At 57.2% G+C, this 20,698-nt stretch carries 23 protein-coding genes; 14 read left to right on the top strand and 9 right to left on the bottom strand.

What is annotated here, in order from left to right; all coding sequences use genetic code 11:
- Nucleotides 1–6: 6 nt before the first annotated feature.
- The 4 genes from lptD to H4N61_RS15200 all read left to right on the top strand — a co-directional run bounded on the left by lptD (nucleotide 7) and on the right by H4N61_RS15200 (nucleotide 4,611).
- Nucleotides 7–2,304 carry an LPS assembly protein LptD gene (lptD, locus tag H4N61_RS15215; protein WP_182394410.1) on the top strand — a complete coding sequence of 766 codons (2,298 nt, stop codon included), beginning with the start codon at nucleotides 7–9 and terminating at the stop codon, nucleotides 2,302–2,304.
- 13 nt (nucleotides 2,305–2,317) lie between these two features.
- Nucleotides 2,318–2,827, top strand: a complete 510-nt coding sequence (locus H4N61_RS15210) for a hypothetical protein (RefSeq protein WP_182394409.1) — start codon at nucleotides 2,318–2,320, stop codon at nucleotides 2,825–2,827.
- Nucleotides 2,828–2,910: 83 nt separating this feature from the next.
- Nucleotides 2,911–3,507 carry an alpha/beta hydrolase gene (locus tag H4N61_RS15205; protein ID WP_169196817.1) on the top strand — a complete coding sequence of 199 codons (597 nt, stop codon included), beginning with the start codon at nucleotides 2,911–2,913 and terminating at the stop codon, nucleotides 3,505–3,507.
- Nucleotides 3,508–3,570: 63 nt separating this feature from the next.
- On the top strand, nucleotides 3,571–4,611 hold the full coding sequence (locus tag H4N61_RS15200; protein ID WP_182394408.1) for a DUF3298 domain-containing protein: 1,041 nt from the start codon (nucleotides 3,571–3,573) through the stop codon (nucleotides 4,609–4,611).
- Here the strand turns inward: H4N61_RS15200 and H4N61_RS15195 are convergent.
- Nucleotides 4,608–4,904, bottom strand: a complete 297-nt coding sequence (locus tag H4N61_RS15195) for a GNAT family N-acetyltransferase (RefSeq protein ID WP_169196815.1) — start codon at nucleotides 4,902–4,904, stop codon at nucleotides 4,608–4,610. The two genes, H4N61_RS15200 and H4N61_RS15195, sit on opposite strands and share 4 nt — an antisense overlap.
- Before the next feature lie 102 nt (nucleotides 4,905–5,006).
- Here H4N61_RS15195 and H4N61_RS15190 point away from each other — a divergent pair, with 102 nt between their 5' ends.
- The 6 genes from H4N61_RS15190 (at nucleotide 5,007) to H4N61_RS15165 (ending at nucleotide 9,380) form a co-directional block, all read left to right on the top strand.
- Nucleotides 5,007–5,390 carry a RidA family protein gene (locus tag H4N61_RS15190; RefSeq protein WP_169196831.1) on the top strand — a complete coding sequence of 128 codons (384 nt, stop codon included), beginning with the start codon at nucleotides 5,007–5,009 and terminating at the stop codon, nucleotides 5,388–5,390.
- A 73-nt stretch (nucleotides 5,391–5,463) separates the two neighbouring features.
- Nucleotides 5,464–6,099 carry a bifunctional 4-hydroxy-2-oxoglutarate aldolase/2-dehydro-3-deoxy-phosphogluconate aldolase gene (gene eda / locus H4N61_RS15185; protein ID WP_169196814.1) on the top strand — a complete coding sequence of 212 codons (636 nt, stop codon included), beginning with the start codon at nucleotides 5,464–5,466 and terminating at the stop codon, nucleotides 6,097–6,099.
- A 12-nt stretch (nucleotides 6,100–6,111) separates the two neighbouring features.
- Nucleotides 6,112–6,489, top strand: coding sequence for a winged helix-turn-helix domain-containing protein (locus H4N61_RS15180; protein ID WP_169196813.1), 378 nt, complete (start codon nucleotides 6,112–6,114; stop codon nucleotides 6,487–6,489).
- Between the two features lie 66 nt (nucleotides 6,490–6,555).
- Nucleotides 6,556–7,278 (top strand): molybdate ABC transporter substrate-binding protein, encoded by a 723-nt coding sequence (gene modA / locus H4N61_RS15175; protein ID WP_169196812.1) that lies wholly within the window; start codon nucleotides 6,556–6,558, stop codon nucleotides 7,276–7,278.
- A 124-nt stretch (nucleotides 7,279–7,402) separates the two neighbouring features.
- Nucleotides 7,403–8,074 (top strand): molybdate ABC transporter permease subunit, encoded by a 672-nt coding sequence (gene modB, locus H4N61_RS15170; RefSeq protein ID WP_169196811.1) that lies wholly within the window; start codon nucleotides 7,403–7,405, stop codon nucleotides 8,072–8,074.
- Between the two features lie 124 nt (nucleotides 8,075–8,198).
- Complete coding sequence (locus tag H4N61_RS15165; protein ID WP_169196810.1) at nucleotides 8,199–9,380, top strand: alpha-hydroxy acid oxidase; 1,182 nt, start codon at nucleotides 8,199–8,201, stop codon at nucleotides 9,378–9,380.
- A 42-nt stretch (nucleotides 9,381–9,422) separates the two neighbouring features.
- Here H4N61_RS15165 and H4N61_RS15160 read toward each other — a convergent pair whose 3' ends face one another.
- Complete coding sequence (locus H4N61_RS15160; protein ID WP_182394407.1) at nucleotides 9,423–9,815, bottom strand: hypothetical protein; 393 nt, start codon at nucleotides 9,813–9,815, stop codon at nucleotides 9,423–9,425.
- A gap of 225 nt (nucleotides 9,816–10,040) precedes the next feature.
- Between H4N61_RS15160 and H4N61_RS15155 the strand changes: the two genes are divergently transcribed.
- Nucleotides 10,041–11,144 (top strand): TRAP transporter substrate-binding protein, encoded by a 1,104-nt coding sequence (locus H4N61_RS15155; RefSeq protein ID WP_169196808.1) that lies wholly within the window; start codon nucleotides 10,041–10,043, stop codon nucleotides 11,142–11,144.
- A 188-nt stretch (nucleotides 11,145–11,332) separates the two neighbouring features.
- The gene (locus tag H4N61_RS15150) at nucleotides 11,333–12,238 is read left to right on the top strand and encodes a sensor domain-containing diguanylate cyclase (RefSeq protein WP_182394406.1); all 906 of its coding nucleotides are present in this window, start codon (nucleotides 11,333–11,335) and stop codon (nucleotides 12,236–12,238) included.
- Between the two features lie 2 nt (nucleotides 12,239–12,240).
- Here the strand turns inward: H4N61_RS15150 and H4N61_RS15145 are convergent, their stop codons facing one another.
- From H4N61_RS15145 to H4N61_RS15130, 4 genes are all read right to left on the bottom strand, one after another.
- Entirely contained in the window at nucleotides 12,241–12,810 is a 570-nt protein-coding gene (locus tag H4N61_RS15145; RefSeq protein WP_169196806.1) for a dihydrofolate reductase family protein, read from the bottom strand.
- Nucleotides 12,811–12,895: 85 nt separating this feature from the next.
- Entirely contained in the window at nucleotides 12,896–13,522 is a 627-nt protein-coding gene (locus tag H4N61_RS15140; protein WP_182394405.1) for a (d)CMP kinase, read from the bottom strand.
- A gap of 57 nt (nucleotides 13,523–13,579) precedes the next feature.
- Entirely contained in the window at nucleotides 13,580–14,971 is a 1,392-nt protein-coding gene (locus H4N61_RS15135; RefSeq protein ID WP_182394404.1) for a TRAP transporter large permease subunit, read from the bottom strand.
- Nucleotides 14,971–15,507: a TRAP transporter small permease subunit gene (locus H4N61_RS15130; RefSeq protein WP_248306107.1), complete on the bottom strand. Its 537-nt coding sequence runs from the start codon at nucleotides 15,505–15,507 to the stop codon at nucleotides 14,971–14,973. Before H4N61_RS15130 ends, H4N61_RS15135 begins: the two co-directional genes overlap by 1 nt.
- 259 nt (nucleotides 15,508–15,766) lie before the next feature.
- Between H4N61_RS15130 and H4N61_RS15125 the strand changes: the two genes are divergently transcribed.
- Nucleotides 15,767–17,389: an ABC-F family ATP-binding cassette domain-containing protein gene (locus H4N61_RS15125; protein ID WP_169196802.1), complete on the top strand. Its 1,623-nt coding sequence runs from the start codon at nucleotides 15,767–15,769 to the stop codon at nucleotides 17,387–17,389.
- 77 nt (nucleotides 17,390–17,466) lie between these two features.
- Nucleotides 17,467–18,414 carry a carbohydrate kinase gene (locus H4N61_RS15120; protein WP_182394403.1) on the top strand — a complete coding sequence of 316 codons (948 nt, stop codon included), beginning with the start codon at nucleotides 17,467–17,469 and terminating at the stop codon, nucleotides 18,412–18,414.
- Between the two features lie 122 nt (nucleotides 18,415–18,536).
- Here the strand turns inward: H4N61_RS15120 and H4N61_RS15115 are convergent, their stop codons facing one another.
- The 3 genes from H4N61_RS15115 to H4N61_RS15105 form a co-directional block, all read right to left on the bottom strand.
- Nucleotides 18,537–19,388 carry a fumarylacetoacetate hydrolase family protein gene (locus H4N61_RS15115; RefSeq protein ID WP_182394402.1) on the bottom strand — a complete coding sequence of 284 codons (852 nt, stop codon included), beginning with the start codon at nucleotides 19,386–19,388 and terminating at the stop codon, nucleotides 18,537–18,539.
- An 88-nt stretch (nucleotides 19,389–19,476) separates the two neighbouring features.
- A complete protein-coding gene (locus H4N61_RS15110) occupies nucleotides 19,477–19,908 on the bottom strand; it encodes an RbsD/FucU domain-containing protein (protein ID WP_169196799.1) in 432 nt (143 codons plus the stop codon).
- A 23-nt stretch (nucleotides 19,909–19,931) separates the two neighbouring features.
- Nucleotides 19,932–20,663, bottom strand: a complete 732-nt coding sequence (locus H4N61_RS15105) for a GntR family transcriptional regulator (RefSeq protein WP_169196798.1) — start codon at nucleotides 20,661–20,663, stop codon at nucleotides 19,932–19,934.
- Nucleotides 20,664–20,698 lie beyond the last annotated feature (35 nt).

Here is a 20,698-nt window from a genome sequence, read left to right as displayed (position 1 = left end):
TATCTGTTGAAGCAGGCACGGGGCAAAATCTTAGAGCGGACTGCGCTGGTCTTGCTCGCTGGCATCGCGCTGGCGGGTGTTGCGCCTGTTTATGCTCAGGGATTGGTGCCGACCAATTTCTTCAACAGCCCGGTTGATCCTAATGCGCCAACCGCTGTGGAAGCGCAGCAACTCACCTTCAACAACACGACTAATATTATTGAAGCGCGCGGCGACGTTGTCGTGCGCGCTGATGGTTATGTGCTGACGGGCGATCAACTGGTTTATGATCGTGCCAACGGTGAGATGGATGTTCGTGGCAATGTTTCGCTGACTGACCCTTTTGGGAACGTGTCGCGTAGCCCGACCCTGAAGCTGACCGACAAGTTCAAAAAGGCCGTTCTCGATTCGCTGACCATCACCAATTATGATGGTTCCCAGATTACGGCTGACCACGCCGATTACGACCAGGCACTCAAGACTGTTCTGGATAATGCCAAGTACACGCCTTGCGGTGAGTGTGTGGATGACAAGGGGCGCCGCATTGGCTGGTCCATGCACGCCAATAAGGTCACCAAGGATGAAATTGATGGCTCGCATGCTTTCGAGCAGCCAAGCCTAGCCGTTCTGGGGGTGCCGATTGCCTGGTTGCCCTATTTGTGGCTCCCAAATCTCGATATGGATTGGCTGCCGCAGCCAACAGTGACCTTTACCGATAGCCATGGCGTGCGCATCGATGCGCCGTTTAAGGCTTATTCGACCGCCTCTACCGATATTCTTCTGTCGCCCCGCTTGATGAGCCGTCAGGGCTTTATGCTTGGGGCGGAATGGATCCAGCGTTTTGACAATGGCCGAATTTCGGTCAAGGCAACGGGTCTGCGTCAGGGCGATGATAGTGCCTTTGCGTTCGCTGATGCGAAACGCGAATGGCGTGGGGCGCTGCAGACGGCGGGTGAATTTGTGCCGGTCGAAAAGTGGGTTGTGGGATTTGCCTATGCGGCGGCCACCGACAACGCGTTTTACAAAGATTATGACGTCGAAGTTCGCCGTGCCAGCATCAACGAAGTTTATGCCACGCATTTGACCGAAGACACCTATGTCGACGCGCGCGTGCAGCAGTTCAACGTGCTCGGCGACAACCTAGAGCAGGAACGGCAGCAACAGGGCATGGCGCTGCCAAATCTACGCCTTGAACGCACGTTTGACCTGCCGCCGGGGGCAGGGCGCGTTGAAGTCGATGGGCGTATGCTCAATATCTACCGTGAGCGTGACTACTCCACGTCGGCCAATGGTGTGCCATATGACTATGGTTATGCGGGGACGCGTTTCCACGGCATGGTCGAGGCCAATTGGCAGAACCAGTATATTTTCGGTGGTGCGGCGGTGACGCCATTCTTGGGCGTGCGCGCTGACGCGGCCAATTATGATGGCAAATCGCCGTCGATCCATGCGCCAGACGAGCAGACATTGTTCGGCCTGACCCCAATTGCCGCCGTGGATGTGCGATATCCACTCGTGTCGTATAACACCGGCGTAACACATCTCGTTGAGCCGATTGCTCAGCTCGTCTATCGCGGCGCTGCGAACAGCCAGCCGGGGATTACCAACGAAGACTCTCAGAGTGTGATGTTTGATGACAGCACACTGTTCTCCTACAATCGCTTCACTGGGATCGATAAACAGGAGCGTGGGCTACGGTTGAACGTCGGCGGGCGCTATATGGCGAGCCTTAATGACGGCAGCTACCTCGAAGTGATCGGTGGCCAGTCCTATCAATTGGCGGGCGAAAATGCTTTCGCAGCTGCCAATCGTCAGCAAGTTGGCGTGGGGACAGGGCTTGAGACTGATGCGTCCTACGGCGTCCTCGGCGTTTATGGGGCACTGGCCAATCAATTGAAATTCGGCGGGAAGGTGCAGGTCGACAATGCGGACCTTTCAATCGCTCGTGCGGGCCTTGGTCTGAGCTACGCTCAAGACGGTTGGAGTGGTGCGCTCAACTATCGTTATGCAGAAGCGACCCCGCTCACTGGCAATATCCGTGACATGCATGAAGTGGGCGCGGAAGTGCGCGTGCCGATCGCCGATTACTGGTCGGTTACCAGTAATGCCTATTGGGATTTGAGTGCCAATAGCTTCTTGCAGGTGGGCGGCGGACTGCAATACGACGACGGCTATGTGCTGATTGGTGGGCAGATTACGCGTACTGGCCCAACTCACTCCACAGCCAACGATATGCGTGCTGTTGCAACTTTCCGTCTGCGGTCGCCCGCTGGGTTCAATCTCGGCTATTCGGGCAATGTGCAGCTGCCGGGTGTGGCGCAGTAAGGAGACCGGAACGATGATGAAGCGATTTCTGACTGTTCTGGCCCCGGTTATGATCAGTGTGGCGCTGAGCGCATGCTCGGGTTTCGCGCCGGTTTATGGCACCAATGCTGCTGGCGGGATGAGCAGCGCGAGCTTCCAGTTCGCTGAGCCGACCAACCGTATGGAACAGATCATCGTCAACCGCCTCAAAGTGGCCTTCCCTGGTCCCGCGAGCGTGAACGATCCAATTTTGAAGGTGTCAGCAGGTCAGGGGGGGCAGCAAAACTCGATGTCCACTGCCTTTGCGATCGCGCGGCTATCGAACCTTGAGGTTACTGGCTCAGTGACGATTACGCAGGGCGAGACTGTGCTGTTCCAGACCACACGCGTGACGGGTACGGCGTTCCAAAGCGGCAAACTGACGGTGAACGAGCAGGAATCCGCTAAGGGCACGCAGGAATTGGCTGCTGCGAGCACTGCTGACTCGTTACGTGCTGCGATTTTGGCAGGCTACCGACCCGGTCAAATGGTGCCTGTTCGCTAATCGGCAACAGTGCGTGACGGTGTTCGCCCATTGTGAGAACGGACCTTTGCCCGATATTCTGAGCACAGCTCAGGAGTATCGCTATGTCACAGTATCATTTTCGCTCAGCGGATGGGGCGAGCGCTGATGCGCCGCTGATCTTTTTGTTCCATGGGACCGGGGGCGACGAAAACCAGTTCTTTGACTTGGCCGGACAATTGCTTCCGGGCGCACGCCGCGTGGCGCCACGTGGTGATGTCAGTGAACATGGAGCCCTGCGCTATTTCAAGCGCACGGGTGAGGGCGTTTACGACATGGCCGATTTGGCCCTGCGCACGGACGCTATGGCCGCCTTCATACGCGAGCAGATTGGTGCAAACCGCCCGAGCAAAGTGATCGGCCTTGGCTATTCTAACGGCGCCAATATTTTGGCCAATGCGCAATTTAATCACCCTGACCTGTTTGATACCAGTGTGCTCATGCACCCGCTCATCCCGTTTACGCCGGCTCCGGCCGATCTGACCAAGGCCGAGGTGTTGATCACGGCTGGGCGACGCGATCCCATGGCGTCGGCATCGGTGACTGAGGGCTTGGCACAGTATTTTGAGGCCAATGGCGCAGCGACCAAACTTGTCTTCCATGAGGGCGGGCACGAGGTGCGGCAGGAAGAGTTGATCGTTACTCAGCAGTTCTTGGCCTAGGCGAGAGGGTGACGGGCAGGCAAAGCGCGGTTAGGCTTCACCTCACTTATTGAGGAGTAGCTGATGATCCGCTTATTGCCTGCCCTGTCGCTTCTAGTTCTTCCCTCTCTCACCACAGGGCCGACATGGGCGGCGAGCTTTGATTGCAGCAAGGCCAGCACGCCATTCGAAAAGGCGATTTGCGACAATCCAGAAATCAGCGCTGCGGATGAGCGGCTAGCGAAAGCCTATGCTTTCTCCCTAGCGGGGCTGTCGCCCAGTGCCGAAGCGGCGGTGAAAAAGAGCCAGCAGGATTGGCTCTCCTATGCGCAGCGCGCTTGCTCGGGTGACAATGAAACCGTGACCAACGGCACGTTTGATGAGCGCATGGTCTGGTGCCTCAATCAGATTTATTCCTCCCGCCTTCGGGCGCTGGAAATGAGCCGGATTGTAAATGGCCATCGTCTCTATCCGGTGTCGACCTATGCCAGCTACATCGATAGCTACATCGAAGAGGAGCCTGATTTCCGCTGGCCTGTGGGGCAGCATGAATTGACCATTGTTCAGTTTGATAGCGATGCAGAGTTTGTGCCGGGGCTGAACAAAGCTCTTAGGGACTTGGGGGAAGAGCTTTCATCGGTTGGCGAGACGGACCTTGAAGGCGATGATGCGCCAGGTGGCGAAGACGCTACGGTAACGATTGGCCTGCAGCAATTGCACTGGAACGACCGCATCTCGTTTGAGGTGAGTTCGCAATGGTATCCGCATGGTGCCGCCCACGGCGGGTACAGCACAAGCTACCGACATTATTTACCCTCTGAAGGCCGTTTTCTTTCGGCGGATGATGTGTTCGAGGGCAAGAATTGGACGCTCGATTTAGCTAAAATCACGGCCGCAGCGCTCGAGGCGCAGCTGAGTGACATTCTGTTTCCAGAATCCTCAACATCTGAAGGGCTTGAAGACATAGTCGGCGATGTTGAGCGCTGGAATTTGTCCAATGAGCTGGGACTGCAAGTTCAGTTCCAGCCCTATGAGGTTGCCGCATATGCCTACGGTGCGCCAAGCGTCTTTCTGCTTTGGGAAGATTTGGCGCCGCTACTGAAAGAAGGCAATCCGATCCACTAAGCGAGAAGATCGGACCACTCTGGGTGGCGCCGGAACTGCGCCACCACATAGGGACAGACAGGGTGGATCTTAAAACCGTGTTCGCGGGCATCGGTGATGGCGGCCTTGACCAGTTGGGCAGCAATGCCCCGGCCTTCATAATCACGCGGGACCCCGGTGTGGTCGATCACCATAGGGCCATCACCGGTCTTGGAGTAAGTCATTTCTGCCTCAGCGCCGGGTGCCAGAAAAATGACGTAGCGGCCACGAGTTGGGCCGGTTTCGCGCTGGATATTGTATTCAGTGTCGGCCATCATCGTCTCCATGATTAGGTATCTAATGTGGGGGCCGGACGCTAAGCGGTAAAGCCCCTGCACAGTATTTAGGGAATTTCGATGAACGAGCTTCTGCATCACATGGTTTCGAGCGGGCCCCGTCCTGTCGCCCCATTTAGTCATGCGGTGGAAACGGATGGCTGGGTTTTTATTACCGGGCAGATGCCGACTGATCCGAACAATCCCGACGCGCCGCTGCCCGAAGGGATTGAGGCGCAGACGCGCCGTGTCGTCGAAAACCTCAAAATTGTTCTTTCTGGGATTGGTCTGGGGCTAGAGCACGTCACTATGGCGCGGATCTATCTCACCGAATTTGAACGGGACTATGCTGGCCTAAATGCTCTCTGGCCGAGCTTTTTCGAAGTAGGCAAGCTGCCTGCACGTACAACTGTGGGCGTAACGGCGCTGGCGGTCGGCGCGTTGGTTGAGATTGATCTTGTCGCCAAGCGTCCTCGTTCTGCATAAATCGCCTTGCGCTCGGGTGTTGCAGGGCCTAACGACTTTAGTCGAATAACCGCTGACATTCGCGAGAGAGTTCATGCCGCAGGACGCAAACGCCATTCGTTCCATTCTGTCGCTGGCACCGGTGGTGCCTGTGATTATTCTTGATGATGTGGCGCAGGCCCGTCCGCTGGCCGAGGCGCTGGTCGCCGGTGGTCTGCCTATATTGGAAGTGACCCTGCGCACGCCAAACGCGCTCAAGGTCATGGAAGAAATGGCCAAGGTGTCAGGCGCGATCGTTGGCTCTGGCACGGTCCGCAATGCCTCGCACATGAAGAGTTCGGTCGACGCAGGTTGCCGCTTCATGGTCTCGCCAGGGGCGTCGCCGCGCCTGCTTGATGCGGCAGAAGACGTGTCCATCCCGCTCCTGCCGGGTATTGGCACCCCGACCGAGGCTATGGCCGCCGCTGAGCGGGGCTATTCCTTCCTTAAATTCTTCCCGGCGGAAGCTCTTGGCGGTGCGCCAGTGCTCAAGGCTTTTGCCTCGCCACTGCCAGACATCACCTTCTGCCCGACCGGTGGCATTGATATCGTCAAGGCCAAGACCTATTTGTCGCTGCCCAACGTCATCTGCGTTGGTGGCAGCTGGATCATGCCTGCGGATGCATTGGCATCGGGCGATTTTGCCAAAATTGAAGCGCTGGCGCGCGAAGCTAGCGCGCTCAAGGGCTAAGGACCTCGTCGCGTGGCCGGATCGGCAAAACCTGTTCCGGACCACGGGCTTGGCCATTTGCGCATTGTTCTCTCGGAAACCGCCTATGTCGGCCCCGGGAGAGCCGATCTCCTCGAAAATATCGAGCTGACGGGCTCAATTGCAGCCGCCGGTAAGGCGATGGGCATGAGCTATAAACGGGCGTGGAGCCTGGTGCAGGACCTCAATGATGGTTTTGGGCAGCCCTTGGTGGTGTCCAACCGCGGTGGGCCTACTCAGGGTGGGGCCACACTTACTCCCTTTGGAAGCGAGGTGTTGGCGGCCTATCGCCGGATGGAAGCCAGTGCGCAGCGCAGTATTGCCCATGAGGTGACGGCGCTGCGCGAGGCCATGGCAAAGCCAACAGCCTGAAAATCCGCTTGCCAGTGGGATGGTGTTCGGTAATCGATATGTTTGAAGAAACATATCGAGGGTGAAATGTTCAAACTGATGGTTGCGGTTGCGGCGCTTTTGGTCGGTGTTTTGCCCTGCGCTGCGGACCAAGTGCATGTGGCCGTTGCTGCCAATTTCACGAAAGTGGCTGAGCAATTGGCCGACGATTTTGCCAAAAATTCGGGCCACGAGGTGATGCTGAGCTTTGGGGCGACCGGACAGCTTTATGCGCAGATTAGCCAAGCGGCTCCGTTTGATGTGTTCCTGTCGGCCGATACTGCACGGGTCGAGAAGGCGATTGCAGAGGGTCATGGCGTGGCGGGCACGGAGTTTGTCTATGCCTTAGGTCGATTGGCACTCTATGCGCCCGGTCTCGAAACGGGTGAAGGGCCGCTTAAAGGCGACTTCCAAAAACTTGCCATTGCCGATCCGAAAGCGGCTCCCTATGGGGCGGCCGCAGTCGAAGCTCTTGAAGCACTGGAATTATACGAGGTTGTGGCGGACCGATTGGTGCAGGGCGAAAACATCACACAAACTTTGCAGTTTGTTGAAACTGGAAGCGCAGAACTCGGGTTCGTTGCCTTGAGCCAAGTGATCGGCAAAGACGATGTTTGGGTGGTGCCGTCCGAGCTCTATAGCCCGATTGCGCAGGGGGCAGTCTTGCTAAGTGGGGCTAAGGATAAGGATGCGGCAGAGGCATTTCTCGCCTATTTGCGCGGGGCGGAAGCGGTGGCAGTGATTGAGGCAGCGGGCTATTCGGTGGAGTAGTTTTTTGTGCTTGCCTTAACCCTGAAGAAAGGCCCCCTTACCCGGCGCTGCGCGCCGACCTCTCCCCGTAGGGGCGAGGTAAAGAAAGCGATGTGCTGAGGCGCAGATATAGAATGGCAAATGAATGGGTGAGCTGATTTCGCCAATCGTTTTAACGCTGACGCTGGCGCTGTGTGTCACGTTGATCTTGCTCGTGGTGTCGACACCTTTGGCGTGGTGGCTGGCGCATGGGAACGGGCGGGGGCGAGAGGTCGTTGGGGCGATTGTGACGCTGCCGCTGGTGTTGCCGCCCACAGTTCTGGGATTTTATTTGCTATTGGCGCTGGGGCCATATGGACCAGGGGGCGCACTAGCCGGGCTTTGGGGGGCGAGGACTTTAGCCTTTTCATTCCAAGGCCTTGTCATCGGCGCGGCGCTTGGCTCGCTGCCGTTTATGGTGCAGCCGCTGCGCAATAGTTTTGCAGCGATTGAACAAGAGGTGCTTGAGGCGGCGGATACGTTAGGCGCGCGGCGGATGCAGAGGTTCTGGCGGGTGGCAGTGCCCCTGGCCAAGCCGGGCTATGTGGTCGGTGCGATTATGAGCTTTGCTCATACGATTGGTGAATTTGGTGTGGTGCTGATGATCGGGGGCAATATTCCGGGTCAGACCAAGGTTCTTTCCATCGCCCTCTATGATTTCGTTGAGCGATTAGAATGGGATAAAGCCCATATTCTGGCTGGGGGCATGGTCGTGTTCGGCTTTATAGTGGTGATGGCGACCTTGCGTTTTTCTCGTGGTTTTTCCGCCAATTCCTAAGGCCAAACGCGCCGGTGCGGGGCCTGTGCCGACACGAGGCGAGTGCTGAGTTTTGCTTTGTGCGAACAGACATTGACGACTAACATGTTAGTTGCTAGGCGAATGTCTCGGCCGGAGAAATTTTATGACCAAGCTCGATAAACTGCTCACCATTGATGAACTGATGGCGGAAGCGCGCCGTCGTGTGCCTAAGCAGTTTTTCGACTATGCCGACAGCGGTGCTTGGACGGAAAGCACCTATCGCCAGAACACAGAGGATTTCAAAAAGATCTTCCTCAAGCAGAAGGTCGCCGTGAACATGGAGGGCCGCTCGCTGGCCACGACGTTTGGCGGTCAGGCTGCGGCGATGCCGGTGGCACTGGCCCCAACGGGGCTGACCGGCATGCAATGTGCTGACGGCGAGATCAAAGCGGCGCGTGCAGCGGAAAAGTTCGGCGTGCCGTTTACGCTCTCGACCATGAGCATTTGCTCGATTGAAGACGTGGCCGAAAACACTTCTAAGCCGTTCTGGTTTCAGCTCTATATGATGCGCGACCGTGCCTTCATTGAGCGGTTGATTGATCGGGCGAAGGCCGCGAAGTGCTCGAAGTTGGTGTTGACCATGGATCTGCAAATTCTGGGGCAGCGCCACAAGGATTTGCGCAATGGTATGTCGGCTCCGCCAAAGTTCACGCCAAAGTTTATCTTTGAAATGGCCCGCAAGCCGCGTTGGGCCATGCAGATGCTGGGCACCAAGCGCCACTCATTCCGCAATATTGTGGGGCATGTCGAGGGCGGGGGCGACCTTTCAAGCCTGTCGCAATGGACAGCAAGCCAGTTTGATCCGTCGTTGAGCTGGAAGGAAGTGGCTTGGGTGAAAGAGCGCTTTGGCGGCGAGGTGATTGTTAAGGGCGTTTTGGACCCGGAAGACGCCAAGGCGGCGGTGGCGCATGGCGCAGATGGGGTTATCGTCTCCAATCATGGCGGTCGTCAGCTCGATGGTGCGCCAAGCTCGATCCGGGTTTTGCCAGAAATCGTCGATGCAGTGGGCAAAGACACAGAGGTCTATCTCGATAGTGGCATACGCTCTGGGCAAGATGTTCTCAAGGCGATGGCGCTGGGCGCCAAGGGCACTTTCATTGGTCGTGCCTTCCTTTATGGACTTGGGGCCGGCGGTGAGGCCGGGGTGACCCGCGCGCTCGAAATTCTCCGTCGCGAAATGGATATTACCATGGCGCTGTGTGGCGAGCGGGATGTGCGCAATATCGGCGCGCATAATCTCTATTCGGTCGATCTGCCGCCGCGTCGGCTACCCGGCCAGAGCTAAGGTAGGAAGCGTAGCGGCCACCGGGTCGCTACGCAGTTTTCTTTATTCGATGGCAAGATGCCAAACGCCGCCGACGCCGTCGCCGGTGATGTCGCCTGCGGCTTTGTCATCAACCCAGTAATAGAGCGGCGCACCTTTATAGGCCCAGATTTTGGTGCCGTCGTTGCGGTCGACTATGGTGAAATCGCCCTCGGCGGCGTCGCCATCATTGGCGAAAAGCGGTGGCCATTTTTCCACACAGTCATCGTAACAATTGGACACGCCCGAAGTATCCTTATCGAAGGTATAGAGCGTGAGCCCACCCGCGCCAGTCAGCACGGATTTGCCGCCGATATCGACGGATTTGACCGCGCCACCGAGATAGTCCGTGGCGAAGCTGGGAGCGGCGATAAGCGCCAGAATTGAAGCAAGAACGAGAGTTTTAGGCATACGCATAGGTCAGTCCTCCGCGTGAACAGGCTCTCTGCCTGCGGGAGGACAACGTTGATCGTGCGAAAAAGCGTCAAAGAAATTAACAAAAACAGTAAGTTGCTCTCTCTCTCTAAAAAATTACTCGCTGCGCACAAGTCGCTGGACAGAATTCAAGACTATTGATTTTCTAGTGATTGATATCTGCATGACGGGAAACTCGTCAGCAGAATATTTGCAGGGAGAATATTTATGAAGAGACGTGAGTTTTTCAAATCAGCTTCTGTTGCAACCATCGGCGCTGCAGCAGCGACCACTCTGGCCGCTCCGGCGATTGCTCAGGGCAATATTACTTGGCGCATGACAACCACTTGGCCGAAGAATTTCCCCGGCCTGGGCATTGGTGCGCAGAACGTTGCTGACCGTATTACCAAAGCAACCGGTGGTCGTCTGACCGTGCAAGTATTCTCGGCGGGCGAATTGGTGCCCGGTCTGCAGTCGCTCGATGCGGTGATCGATGGTTCGGCCGAAATGAGCCATGGCACACCATATTATTGGCAGAACAAGAGCCAGGCTCTGAGCTTCTTTACCGGCGTGCCGTTCGGCATGACCAACCGCGAACTGACCGCTTGGGTGCGTTATCTCGGCGGGCAGCAAATCTGGGACAAGGTCTATGATCAGTTCGGTCTCGTCGGCTTTCTCTCGGGCGATACCGGGACCCAAGCCGGTGGCTGGTTCCGCAATGAGCTGACCGGCGTTGCCGATCTGCAGGGGCTGCGCTTCCGCACGCCGGGCCTTGGTGGTCAGGTGTGGGGTAAGCTTGGTGCGTCGGTGACCAATCTTGCCGCCGGCGAAATCTTTGCGGCGCTCCAGTCGGGAACATTGGACGCGGCTGAGTTCGTTGGTCCGTATAACGATCTGGCGCTGGGCTTTTATCAGATCGCCAAGAACTACTACTTCCCAAGCTTCGTCGAGCCGGGCTTGGCCACCGAGGTGGCGGTGGATAAGGCCAAATTCATGGCCCTGCCAGAAGACATTCAGGAAATCGTCAAGGCCTGTATTCAGGCGGCTTATGACGACGTGTCTTCCGACATGTATGCCAACGATCCGCGCGCGCTGCGTGCGCTCGTCGAGGAGCATGGCGTGCAGGTCAAGCGCTTCCCAGAAGAGATCATTGAAGCTGGCGCTAAGGCGTCGATGGAACTGATCGCGGAAATCCGTTCCGGTGGTGATGCACTCACCAAGGAAACAGCGGAAAGCTTTGTTTCGGCGTTCAACTTGCTACGCGAACGTACCGAAGGCACCGACATGCCGTATCTGGCGGCACGCGAAAAATACATCAAGTTCGACGCGTAAGTCGGGCGGATTTTTGACCGGTAGCATCGGGGCTCGTGAGGGCCCCGATGTTTTTTGTCCTGTCGGTTGATCTTGGAAACCACTCTTGCCGCGCAAACACTCCCGGGGGTGGGCAAGTGTTGAGCAGTCAAAGATTTACTTTCATCCCGCAGAGTACAAATATTGAAATTTCGACGTGGGTTTTCAGAATGAATAGCGAAGACAATATTCCCTCAGAAATTTTGAATGCGCTGTTGTCGAGCATGTTTGAAATCTCACCTATCGCGATGTCGATCTCGACGAGTAGCGGAAGGGATTCTCAGTATCTGCGCGTCAACGAAGCCTATTTGCGGCTGGTTGGGCGTCAGTGGGCAGACCTTAAGGGTGTGAAGGTGGCCGAGAGTGCGGTGCGCGAGGATGAGGCGCGGATACGGCGGCATCGACGGCTGGCGACTGAGGGTGGCTATGTCGGGGAATATGTCGAAATCCACCGGGCGGACGGGGTAATCGTGCCGACGCTGATTTCGGCCCAGCGCAGCATTATCGATGGTGTGCAATATGACGTCGAGATCATCGTCGATATATCGGCGCGTATGGCCGAGCAAAGGGCACATGAGCAGGCGCTGGCGAAGCTGGCGCGAACTGACGTCATTTCCAAACTGCCCAATCGGCTGGCGTTTGACGAAAAGCTGCGAGAGGCGGTGGAGCGAGGCTGCGACTATGGGCGGCCGACGCTGGCGCTTCTCGACCTTGATGGCTTTAAGGCAATCAACGATCTCCACGGCCATGCGGCGGGCGATGAAGTGTTGCAAACCGTGGCCGACCGGATCGCGCAGACCTTGCGAGCCGAAGACTATGTCTTCCGCATTGGCGGCGATGAATTTGCCATTTTGTTCCGGGTGACACCGCAAGCTGTGTCTGAGGAACGGTTGGAGCAGATTATTGAGGCGGTTTCCGCGCCTATGGCCATCGCGGGTCAATCCATGGAAGTGGGCGTGTCGATGGGCGTGGTTCGGCTAGAAGACAATGAAGAGCTGATGAGCTTCTTCCGCAGGGCGGACAGCCAGATGTATGCGATGAAGAACCAGCGCAAGCCGACGCGGGTGCGGGGATAAAGCTAGGCCTCGTAGACTAGCTTTTGAATGCCGTTGGAATAGGTCTCAGCGCTGAGCAGCTTGAGGTTTTTCTTGGGCTTGTCAGTGGTGCTGAACAGGCGCTTGCCCGCACCCAGTAGGACCGGGAAGACCAGCAAGTGGTAGCGGTCGATAAGGCCAGCATCAGTTAGCGCGCGGGTGAGGGTGGCGCTGCCGTGGATGATCAGCGTGCCGTTAAAATGGGATCTGAGAGTGGCGACGTCCTCGATCGAGCGCAGGATGGTCGTGGCGCCCCAATTATTGACCAGATCGCTCTCATCAAGCGTCGTGGAGACGACAAATTTGGGCAGCGCATTGTAGCGGGGGAACTCTTCCGTCATGCCCGGCCAAATAGGAGCAAAGCTTTGGTAGCTGTGGCGGCCGAGCAGCATCGCATCCGACACGGATTGCTCTTCGCTTTTCATCGCATAGGCGTCTTCGACAAAGTCGATGTCTTGGAAGGTCCAGCCCGAATTGCGGTAGCCAGGTTCGCCGCCGGGGGCTTCTACCACACCATCGAGAGACATGAAGGCGGTCGAAATTATCGTGGCCATGATCGTTGATCGCATTGCTGAACAACGGGAGCATGACGTCATCACGGCGCGAAGTAAACGCAGATTCTGACCGCTGCGTTGGGGCTCAGGCGGCGTCGATGGGGAAGGGGCGCAGAACGAGCCAAGATTTGGGGCGTGACGCGACGATGCAGTCGAAGCGATTGCTTGGTGCCGCCTGCCCAAAATACCAATCCTCGGCGCGATGCCACTGGCGCTCCCATGGCCCAATAGTCCCCTCGCGGGCGATGAGGCGCTTGGTCCGTAGCGGGGGCGACGCCTCGACTAAGAGCGCTAGGTCGATGAGGTCGGAGAGTTCGGGCCGGGCCGAGTAAACGCCTTCGAGAATAATGAGAGGGCGCGGGGAGAGATGCACTGGTGTGGCGGCCAGGGAGCCATCGAAAGCAGCCCAATCAAAGCTGTAGTAGTGGGCGTTTGCGCGGTTTCGCAGTGTCGTTAAGATGCGCCGCTGTGCCCGCCAATCAATGCAATCCTCTGTGAGCTCTTTGGCACTGTCATGGCGCAGCGTGACGCCGCCGCGGTAAAAGTCGTCTCCTGAGATCAGCAGCGCGTTGGTGCGAGTGGCGAGGCCTGTTGCGAGCGTTGATTTGCCAACGCCGCTTCTGCCATCGATGGCCAAAACGAGGGGTTGCGAGTGCGTCTGGGCTCGACCGGTCAGGTGCTTGACCAAATGGTCTAGTGACGTGTCGACCATTCAACCTCCGCGCGGAGATATGGCGGCGTCTAGAGACGCCGCCATTTATGCCAGATCTTAGTTGTACAGCATTTTGGGCAACCAAGTGATCATGTCTGGGAACATGTAGAGGATCACAAGGGCAAGAATCTGGAGGCATACAAAAGGAATGATGCCTCGGTAGATCGTGCCCGTGGTGACGGACGGCGGGGCTACGCCGCGCAGATAGAAGAGGGCAAAGCCGAAAGGCGGCGTGAGGAAGCTGGTTTGCAGATTCACACCCACCATTACCCCTAGCCAGATAGGATCGACGCCGAGCGTGAGCAGCACGGGGGCGGTGATCGGGATGACGATAAAGATGATTTCGAAGGTGTCCAAGATGAACCCCAAGAGGAACATCACGAGCATCACCACGACAATCGCCCCCATCGTGCCGCCAGGCATGGAAGACAGGAATTCATGAACGAGGTTTTCGCCACCCATCATACGGAACACGATGGAGAACACCGCTGCGCCAAAGAGGATAATGAACACCATAGAGGTGATTGAGGCGGTGGAGATGACAACCTGTTTTAAGACGCCAAAGTCGAGCCGACGACGGATCAACGCTAAGAGCATTGCGCCAACCGATCCAACCGACGCCGCCTCAGTGGGCGTCGCGACGCCAGCGAGAATGGACCCAAGCACGGCAATGATCAGCAGCAGCGGTGGGACGAGTGCCACCACAACTTCACGCATGAGCCCATCTTTTTCGCTCGCTGGAACCGGCGTTGCCGGAGCGGCTTGCGGATTGGTAATGGCAACGAAGATCACATAAAGCGCGTATAGCGCCACTAAGAGTAGGCCGGGGATAATAGCACCGGCAAACAGTGCGCCCACCGATACGGGTTCTGGAGCGAAATTGCCCTTGGACATTTGCACCTGCGCGTTAATGCCCGAGAGCATATCGCCCATGAAGATCAGCACGGTCGATGGTGGAATGATCTGGCCCAAAGTGCCGGAGGCGCAGATGACGCCGGTTGCCAGCTTTGGATCATAACCAGCGCGCGTCATAGCGGGCAGCGAAATCAGGCCCATGGTGACGACGGTGGCGCCGACAACGCCAGTGGACGCAGCGAGCAAGGCCCCAACCAAAATCACCGACAGGGCTAAGCCGCCGCGAAGGTTGCCGAAAAGCTTGCCCATGGTGAGCAGCAATTGCTCGGCAATGCCGGATCTTTCCAGCACCACACCCATGAAGACAAAGAGCGGCACCGCAACGAGGACCTCGTTGGTCATCAAGCCGATATAGCGCCCAGCCAGAGAGCCATAGTTGGAGGGGTCGTAGACGCCAAACCACCAACCTACGAGGCCGAAAATGAGAGCAGTTCCAGCGAGCGAGAACGCTACGGGAAAGCCGAGCATCAGCACGCCGATGACGCCGAGGAACATCGTCCCGGCGAGGATTTCTCCAAGAAGTACGGGATCCATCAGTGGGCTTCCTTCACGTCATCAAGCTTGTAGCGCAGGTTCTCAGGCAGCAGCGCTTCGCTGCCGCGTAAGACGAGAATGGCGCGCGCCGCCATTCCAATGCCTTGCAGGATGACCAGTATGGCGAAGACGATGATGAAGCTTTTGAGAATGAAAAGGCCGGGCATGCCACCGATATTGGCGGAGCCCTCATAATAGCTCCACGAGCGGCGAACAGCTGGCCAACAATACTGGATGACGATCCACATGAAGGGTAGCAGGAAGAAAACCACGCCGAACAGATCACGCCAAGCTTTGCTGCGCAAAGTCGCCGGGCGATAGAAAATATCAACGCGGACGTGATCGTCGCGCAGAAGCGCGAAACCAGCGACACCGGTGAACATGGCGCCAGCGAGCCAGACGTAAAGATCCTGCATCCATAGGATGGAGACATGGAAGAAATAGCGCTGAACTACCACGGTGAAGCAAACCAGCACGCAAGCCAGTGCGAGCCAGGATAAAATCTGGCCTACCAGCCAGTTAATAGAACTGATCAACCGGACCAGTGCGGCCAAAGCCTGCAATTCCGTTCCCCCTCTAACCATTTTGTCCGCATTTAGTGTGCGGACAATCTCCTCAACTTGATTGAGCATTGATGATTGTGTGTGGTCAACTTGATAAGTGAACGGTTTAGATAAAATCCGTTCCGCATGCGGCATAGTCTTGCCGAGGCGCAACAATTGGTTGAGGGGGCTTGCTTGATGAGGACGCGGATGATTTAGGGGCGGTTCCAGTTTTCTTCCCTAAGGCCTCCCCATGATCCGCCTCGAAAGTATCGGCAAGCAGAACGGCAAGCAGATTGTCTTCATCGAAGCGTCGGCGGCGCTGCAGAAGGGCGAAAAGATCGGTCTCGTCGGTCCCAACGGCGCGGGGAAGACCACGCTCTTCCGGATGATTACCGGCGAAGAAAGCCCTGACGAAGGTCAGGTTTCGGTCGATCGCGGCACCTCGATTGGTTACTTCAATCAGGACGTGGGCGAAATGTCGGGTCGTTCGGCGGTGGCCGAAGTGATGAATGGCGCGGGCCCGGTTAGTGAGCTGATGGCGGAAATGGCGGAGCTGGAAGCGGCTATGGCTGATCCGGACAAAGCCGACGAAATGGACACGATCATCGAGCGTTATGGCGATGTGCAGGGACGCTTCCAAGAACTCGATGGTTATTCGCTCGACGGTCGTGCCCGCGAAGTGCTCGACGGTCTTGGCTTTAGCCAAGAGATGATGGACGGCGATGTGGGTAAGCTCTCGGGCGGTTGGAAGATGCGCGTGGCTCTCGCCCGTATCCTCCTCATGCGCCCAGACGTGCTGCTCCTCGACGAACCGAGCAACCACTTGGACCTTGAAAGCCTGATTTGGCTCGAAACTTTCCTCAAGGGGTATGCTGGCGCGCTACTCATGACATCGCACGACCGCGAGTTCATGAACCGCATCGTCAACAAGATCCTCGAGATCGACGCGGGTACTCTGACCACCTACACAGGTGATTACGAATTTTACCAAAGCCAGCGCGAGATCGCCAACCGCAATCAGCAGGCGCAGTTTGAGCGTCAGCAGGCGATGCTGGCCAAGGAAATCGCTTTTATCGATCGTTTTAAGGCCCGTGCGAGCCACGCCGCGCAGGTGCAGAGCCGCGTGAAAAAACTCGATAAGATTGACCGCGTCGAGCCGCCAAAGCGTCAGCAGGTTGTCGCCTTCGAGTTCCGTCCTGCGCCACGTTCGGGCGAAGACATTGTGCTCGTGAAGGGCGTGAACAAAGCCTATGGCTCTAAGGTAATTTACGAGAACCTCGACTTCCATGTGCGCCGCAAGGAACGCTGGTGCATTTTGGGCGTCAATGGCGCTGGTAAGTCGACCCTACTCAAGCTGGTTGCAGGTGCGACCGAGCCTGATGCGGGCACGGTGGGTCGTGGGCCAAGCACTAAGATGGGCTATTTCGCCCAGCATGCGATGGATTCCATCGATGGCGACAGCACGATTTTCCAGACGTTGGAGTATCATTTCCCGCAGGCTGGTCAGGCTCCACTGCGCGCGCTGGCCGGTTGCTTTGGCTTCTCGGGCGACGACATAGAAAAGAAGTGTCGGGTGCTGTCGGGTGGCGAGAAGGCGCGTCTGGCTATGGCGCTGATCCTGTTTGATCCACCAAACTTCCTCGTGCTCGACGAACCGACCAACCATTTGGATATTCAGACCAAGCAAATGCTGATTGAGGCGCTGTCGAATTTTGAAGGCACGATGCTGTTCGTCAGCCACGATCGCCACTTCCTCGCCGCGCTGTCGAACCGCGTTTTGGAGCTGACGCCAGAAGGCGTGCACACCTATGGCGGTGGCTATACCGAATATGTGACGGCGACTGGTCAGGAAGCGCCTGGTCTGCGCAGCTAATTCAGCGTCGCCCTTACTGGTGAGGCAAGAGACAAAGTGGTATCTCCCGAAACGAGACTGTGTTTTGGGAGATATGCATGTTCGTTGTGGGTGGAGAGAGCCTCGTAGACCTGGTGCCGGTGTCAAACGCGCCGGATGCAGACCGGCAGGCTCTACCCGGCGGGTCACCAATGAACTGTGCGATTGCTATCGCCAAGCTGGGCAATAAGTCCGGCTTCATGTGCCCCATCAGCCAAGATGAATATGGCGACATGCTGCTCAAGCCTTTGGCGGCGGCGGGGGTGGAGGTTTTGGTCAAGGAGCGCGTTGCTGCACCGACGACCAAGGCGATTGTTTCCTTCAATGAAAAGATGCAGGCCTCATATGTGTTTGAGCGTGGGGCAGATCGGGCCTTTACGCGCGACAGTCTGCTGAAGGCGCTCCCCAGCACGCTTGAGCTGTTCCAGATCGGTGGGTTCTGCCCCATTTTGGCCGAAGACGCTGTGGTTTGGGACGAGGTGGTGAAGTCGGCAATCGGTCGAGGCGCAACCATTTCTATCGACATCAATGTGCGTGAAAAGCTGGTCGATGATGAGGCCGGCTACCGCCAGCGCCTGTCGCGTTTCCTCGATCTGGCGCACATTATCAAGCTTTCCGAAGAGGACCATGATTGGCTCTCGCCGGGGCTCTCCATCGAAGAGCATGCAAAGGAACTGCTCTCGCGCCCCAATAGCGAACTGGTGGTGGTGACGCTGGGCGAGGGGGGCTCAATTGCTTTCTCCCATGCTGGTCATGCGAAAGCACCGATTTATTCGCCGCCGGTTTTTGGGGACACGGTTGGGGCAGGGGATAGTTTGATGGCAGGCATTCTGACCTGGCTCTACGAAGCCGACGTGCTCAAGGCGCATAGTCTGCTGTCGCTCAACGATGAGCAGCTGGAAGACATGCTGGAATTCGGTGCGGTAGTTGCTGGGATCAATTGCGGTCGTAAGGGCTGCCAGCCGCCGACCCGTTCCGAAGTTGAGCAGGTAATGTCGGAACTTTAGGTCTTGGGGGCTCGCTGATGGGCCCCTTCACCTAACCTCTCCGTAAAAGGAAGGTTGAAAAGCGCATTGAAAAGAAAAGGGCCCGATGGGGCCCTTTATAATTTGCCATGTCAGCTTTGGCCTTAGGCGGTGTAAGCTTTGACGTTCTGGCGTTGCTCGCCAAGACCGTCGATGCCCAAATGCATGACATTGCCCGGCTTGAGCCAAACGGGCTCTGGCTTGATGCCCATGCCGACGCCTGGAGGGGTACCGGTGGAAATGACGTCGCCTGGCTGTAGGCTCATGAACTGGCTGACGTAGGAGACAATGGTCTTGACGTCGAAGATCATGGTCTTGGTGGAGCCGTTCTGGTAGCGCTTGCCGTCAACCTCGAGCCACATTCCAAGGTTCTGCGGATCTGCGACTTCGGCCTTGGTGACGACCCATGGGCCAATCGGGCCGAAGGTGTCGGAGCCTTTGCCCTTATCCCAAGTGCCGCCGCGTTCGGTCTGGAAGTGGCGCTCGGACACGTCATTGATCAGGCAATAGCCTGCAACGTGATCCATCGCGTCTTCAAGCTCGACATAGCGCGCTTCAGTGCCGATGACGATGCCGAGTTCGACTTCCCAATCCGGCTTGATCGAATTCTTTGGAATGATGACGTCGTCATTGGGGCCGATGATGGCGCTGGTGGCCTTCATGAAGATGATCGGCTCAGCTGGGATCGGTGCGCCCGTTTCAGCGGCGTGATCGGCGTAGTTGAGGCCAATGCAGATGAACTTACCAACGCGCCCGACGCAGGGGCCGATGCGTTCACTCGCCGAAAGCGTCGGCAGCGCAGCGAGGTCGGCCTTTTCAATCTTGGCCAGACCGGCAGGCGTGAGAACATCACCGGCGATGTCATCGACGACAGAGGATAGATCACGGATCGACCCGTCAGATGCGAGGATCGCTGGCTTTTCGGCGCCCTTAGCACCTACGCGCAGAAGTTTCATATGAGGTCTCCCTTGAACTTGGCTCTGTCTTACAAACTAACATGTTAGCGTGTCGAGGCCGCTAGACGGAAAATCCGTTCGGTTCGACTTAAGACTGACGGATCACGCCTTTCTTGAGAAGGATGTTGCCATAGAGCCGGCCCTCGCCGGTCTGCACCACGGCGGACGCGCCACGCGCACGGTCATAGAAGGCGAAGCGTTCAATGGTCGAGAATTTTGCGGCGGGTTCGTGCTTGGCGATGATCTGTTCGAATTCGCCAAAAATCGGGGGCTTGGCGTTCGGATCGCCGACGACAGCCATGGCGATAGCGGCATGATCGACAAAATCATCGAGCGGAAGCAGCGCCAGCACGGCGTTTAGGACATCGGTGGCGGAGCTGCCATCGGCGCGGATCACTTCGGGACCCAGATATTCTGCCGGGAAATTGGCGTCGACAATGGCGATCTCATCGCCGTGGCCCATGGCGCGCAAGGCGTAAAGCAGGTCTGGGCTGAGAATGGCCGGAATATTCTTGAGCAATGTTTCCTCCCTGAAACAAAGGTTTAGCCGAAGGGGAAATCGTCCTTATTGGCGGTAAATTCGGCGCCGTCGGCGAACATGAGTGGATGCTCTGTGGCGAAAGCGAAAAGTTCGATCATCACAGCATCAATGTGAGCGCGAATGGCGGTGATGGCCTGGCGTTCGTTATTGGCGAGAATGCCGTCGAAAATGGCCTGATGTTCGGCAATGGTGTCGTTGAGGCGCCGCGGGGTGATGATCAGGCGGCGCGCGCGGTCAAGATTGGCGCGCGTCTTATCGATCACCGACTTCACCTTATTAAGGCGCATCGAGGTGAAGATGATGTCGTGAAATTCAACGTCGATCTGATGGAAAGCTTCTTCGTCGTCGCGCTGCGCTGCATCGCGCTGGGCCGCCATGTTGGCATGGAGCGCGGCGATAACGCTCGCGTCGTGCTTGCCGATGAGAACGCGCAACGCTTCGCTCTCAATGCCTTTGCGGATCAGCATATATTCGCGCACATCGGCAATGCGAATGAGGGAGACGGTGGAGCCGCGCTGAGGGGCGATATCCACCAAACCTTCTTCGGCAAGGCGGGCTATGGCCTCACTAACGGGGAACCGCGAGACACCGAGTTGGGCGCAAATGGCGTTCTTGTCGAGCATGACGCCGGGTTCGAGTTCGAGCGTGACAATTCCCTGACGCAGAGCGTTCGTCACATCTACGGTGACAGTGCCGCGGGCTAGAGACCCGGGAGCGCCAAGAAAATCATACATACCAGTTTGCGTCCTCATGCTAACATGTTAGTTAG

It is taken from the genome of Devosia sp. MC521 (assembly GCF_014127105.1).
GTDB lineage: Bacteria > Pseudomonadota > Alphaproteobacteria > Rhizobiales > Devosiaceae > Devosia.
This window is presented reverse-complemented; position numbering and strand designations above follow the sequence as displayed.

Coding starts and splice junctions, on each gene's coding strand:
- H4N61_RS15210 (WP_182394409.1), top strand. CDS start 2,318: ATGATGAAGCGATTTCTGACTGTTCTGGCCCCGGTTATGATCAGTGTG.
- H4N61_RS15205 (WP_169196817.1), top strand. CDS start 2,911: ATGTCACAGTATCATTTTCGCTCAGCGGATGGGGCGAGCGCTGATGCG.
- H4N61_RS15200 (WP_182394408.1), top strand. CDS start 3,571: ATGATCCGCTTATTGCCTGCCCTGTCGCTTCTAGTTCTTCCCTCTCTC.
- H4N61_RS15195 (WP_169196815.1), bottom strand. CDS start 4,904: ATGGCCGACACTGAATACAATATCCAGCGCGAAACCGGCCCAACTCGT.
- H4N61_RS15190 (WP_169196831.1), top strand. CDS start 5,007: ATGGTTTCGAGCGGGCCCCGTCCTGTCGCCCCATTTAGTCATGCGGTG.
- eda (WP_169196814.1), top strand. CDS start 5,464: ATGCCGCAGGACGCAAACGCCATTCGTTCCATTCTGTCGCTGGCACCG.
- modA (WP_169196812.1), top strand. CDS start 6,556: ATGTTCAAACTGATGGTTGCGGTTGCGGCGCTTTTGGTCGGTGTTTTG.
- modB (WP_169196811.1), top strand. CDS start 7,403: ATGGGTGAGCTGATTTCGCCAATCGTTTTAACGCTGACGCTGGCGCTG.
- H4N61_RS15165 (WP_169196810.1), top strand. CDS start 8,199: ATGACCAAGCTCGATAAACTGCTCACCATTGATGAACTGATGGCGGAA.
- H4N61_RS15160 (WP_182394407.1), bottom strand. CDS start 9,815: ATGCGTATGCCTAAAACTCTCGTTCTTGCTTCAATTCTGGCGCTTATC.
- H4N61_RS15155 (WP_169196808.1), top strand. CDS start 10,041: ATGAAGAGACGTGAGTTTTTCAAATCAGCTTCTGTTGCAACCATCGGC.
- H4N61_RS15150 (WP_182394406.1), top strand. CDS start 11,333: ATGAATAGCGAAGACAATATTCCCTCAGAAATTTTGAATGCGCTGTTG.
- H4N61_RS15145 (WP_169196806.1), bottom strand. CDS start 12,810: ATGGCCACGATAATTTCGACCGCCTTCATGTCTCTCGATGGTGTGGTA.
- H4N61_RS15140 (WP_182394405.1), bottom strand. CDS start 13,522: ATGGTCGACACGTCACTAGACCATTTGGTCAAGCACCTGACCGGTCGA.
- H4N61_RS15135 (WP_182394404.1), bottom strand. CDS start 14,971: ATGGATCCCGTACTTCTTGGAGAAATCCTCGCCGGGACGATGTTCCTC.
- H4N61_RS15125 (WP_169196802.1), top strand. CDS start 15,767: ATGATCCGCCTCGAAAGTATCGGCAAGCAGAACGGCAAGCAGATTGTC.
- H4N61_RS15120 (WP_182394403.1), top strand. CDS start 17,467: ATGTTCGTTGTGGGTGGAGAGAGCCTCGTAGACCTGGTGCCGGTGTCA.
- H4N61_RS15115 (WP_182394402.1), bottom strand. CDS start 19,388: ATGAAACTTCTGCGCGTAGGTGCTAAGGGCGCCGAAAAGCCAGCGATC.
- H4N61_RS15105 (WP_169196798.1), bottom strand. CDS start 20,663: ATGTATGATTTTCTTGGCGCTCCCGGGTCTCTAGCCCGCGGCACTGTC.